Origin of the sequence: Streptomyces sp. NRRL F-6492 (genome assembly GCF_001280125.1) — a bacterium.
Lineage (GTDB): Bacteria > Actinomycetota > Actinomycetes > Streptomycetales > Streptomycetaceae > Streptomyces.
Genome location: NZ_LGEG01000087.1, coordinates 1 through 2,347 on the forward strand (window position 1 = coordinate 1; position 2,347 = coordinate 2,347).

Here is a 2,347-nt window from a genome sequence, read left to right on the forward strand (position 1 = left end):
GCCCCGGAGAGCGACCGGACCGCCCCCGCACCCCCCGGCGGGACCCCCGTGCCCGACTTCGGGCGGATCAAGGGCGCCCGCGTCGCCGTCGTCGCCCTGCCCGTCGCCGGGGTGGTGCGGGTGGCGCGGCGGAGGAACGTGATCGGCTCCGAGACCACCGGCTCCATCCCCGTGCACCTGCTCTTCCGGGACGAGCCGGAGGCCGCCGCCGCCCCCGGCGTGAAGAAGAAGGACGACGACGGGGGTCCCGACACCGTCGCCATGCCCCTGCCCGCCGCCCCGGGGACGGCCCGCAGGCCCGGCATCCCGGGCCCGTCGAAGGTCCTGGCCCCGGGCCGGACCGAGCAGGCGCCCGGCACCCGCCCCCGTACGGAGGGCGGGACCAGGGCCAGGCACGCGGCCCCGCCCCCCTCCTCCCGGCCGGCCCCCACCGCCGACCCCGACCTCGTCGAGCGTCCCGGGGCGGTGCTGCCCGGCTGGGTCGGGGTGGTCGGCGGGGCCCTGGCGATCGCCTGGTGCGCGGCGGTCGTGTGGTGGACGGGCGCGGTGCCCGACGAGGCGGCGCGGATGCTGCGGCTGCCGGTCCGCCCGTACCACGGCGTCCACCTCGGCCAGTCGGTCCTGCTCGCCCTCGGCGTCGTGGCCGTCCTCTTCGCGCTCGGCGGCCTCGGCCGGGGCCGGGTCGGCCACGCCTGGGTCCTGACGCTGTTCGGCGACTACCGGGGCACGGTCCGCCGCACCGGCCTGATCTGGGTCAGCCCGCTGCTGCTGCGCCGCCGGGTGGACGTACGGCTCCGGCACTGGCGCAGCGAGCCGCTGCCGGCCGTGGACGCGCGGGGCACGGCGCTCGACGTGGTCGTCCTGGTGGTCTGGCGGGTGCGGGACACGGTCCGGGCGTCGCTCGGGATCGACGGCCACGAGGAGTACCTGCGGGAGCAGGTGGAGGCGGCGATGGCCCGGGTGCTCTCGCAGCTCCCGGCGGACGCGTTCCACGAGGACGCCCCCACGCTGCGGGACGCGGAGGCGGTCGGCGAGGCCCTGACGCGGATGCTGTCGGCGGAGTGCGCGCCGGTCGGCCTGGACGTCTTCTCGGCGCAGCCGACGCGGATCGAGTACGCCCCCGAGGTCGCGACGGCGATGCGGCGCAGCCGGATCGCGGCGCTCGACGCGAAGCACCGGGACAGCGTCCTGACGTCGGTCGTGGACGCGGTGGACGACGTGGTCCACCGGCTGACCAGTCGTGGTCTGGTGGAGCTGGACGACTACGAGCGCAAGACGCTGGTCAAGGACCTGACGGTGGCGTTCTACACGGGAAGGACGTCTCCCGCCGAGGGTGCGTGAGGGGATGGACAGGTTCAACTTCCATCCATACCTTGGTACTTGGTCCAGACCAAAATGCGTCACCGCCGTACGGCAAAGAACAGGGAAACACCCGCACCATCCGCACCACCCGCACGCGTGCAGCACGACCCGACGGAACTCCCCCACGTTCTCCTGGAGCGACAGCATGCGCAAGAAATCAGTAGGGGCCACGGTGGTGGCGCTCGGCGTCGCCGGCGTCACCCTCCTCGGCTCCGGCAGTGCCGGCAGTCACGGCTACACCGACTCGCCGATCAGCCGTCAGAAGCTCTGTGCCAACGGCACCGTGTCCAACTGCGGCAACATCCAGTGGGAGCCGCAGTCGGTCGAGGGGCTCAAGGGCTTCCCGGCCGCCGGGCCCGCCGACGGGAAGATCTGCGCCGGCGGGAACGGCCCGTTCGCCCAGCTCGACGACCCCCGGGGCGGCACCTGGCCGGCGACGAGCGTCACGGCGGGCCAGAGCTACAACTTCCGCTGGCAGTTCACGGCCCGCCACCGCACCACCGACTTCAAGTACTACATCACCAAGAACGGGTGGAACCCGAGCCAGCCGCTCACCCGGGCCGCCCTCGACCCCCAGCCGTTCCTGACCGTTCCCTACAACAACCAGCAGCCGCCGGCGACCCTCTCGCACTCCGGGAACCTCCCGGCGGGCAAGTCGGGCCGTCACCTCATCCTGGCGGTGTGGACGGTCGCGGACACCGCGAACGCCTTCTACGCCTGCTCGGACGTCAAGTTCTGACGGCCCGGCGGACGTAGTCCGGCCCCCGGCGAGCGCGGAGCCCCCACGGACCGCGCCCTCCGGGGATCCCGCACCACCCCCGGGGCCGGGACGCGAGCCACGCCCCGGCCCCGGGGGCCACCCATCCCTGCCCCGGTCCCGATCCCGGACCCGACCCCGGTTTCGATCCCGGGCCCGTCCCCGGTTTCGATCCCGGACCCGACCTCGGGCCCGTCCCCAGGGGTGGGCCCAGCCCCACCCCCTCCC

Annotated in this window: 2 protein-coding genes; both read left to right on the plus strand. The window is 74.5% G+C overall.

The genetic code is table 11. The annotated features are described in order from the left end of the window. A partial coding sequence (locus ADL08_RS09440; RefSeq protein WP_053641625.1) for an SPFH domain-containing protein occupies positions 1-1,341 on the plus strand: 1,341 nt, incomplete at its 5' end. A 166-nt stretch (positions 1,342-1,507) separates the two neighbouring features. Further along, positions 1,508-2,101 carry a lytic polysaccharide monooxygenase auxiliary activity family 9 protein gene (locus tag ADL08_RS09445; protein WP_053641626.1) on the plus strand — a complete coding sequence of 198 codons (594 nt, stop codon included), beginning with the start codon at positions 1,508-1,510 and terminating at the stop codon, positions 2,099-2,101. Positions 2,102-2,347: the final 246 nt, after the last annotated feature.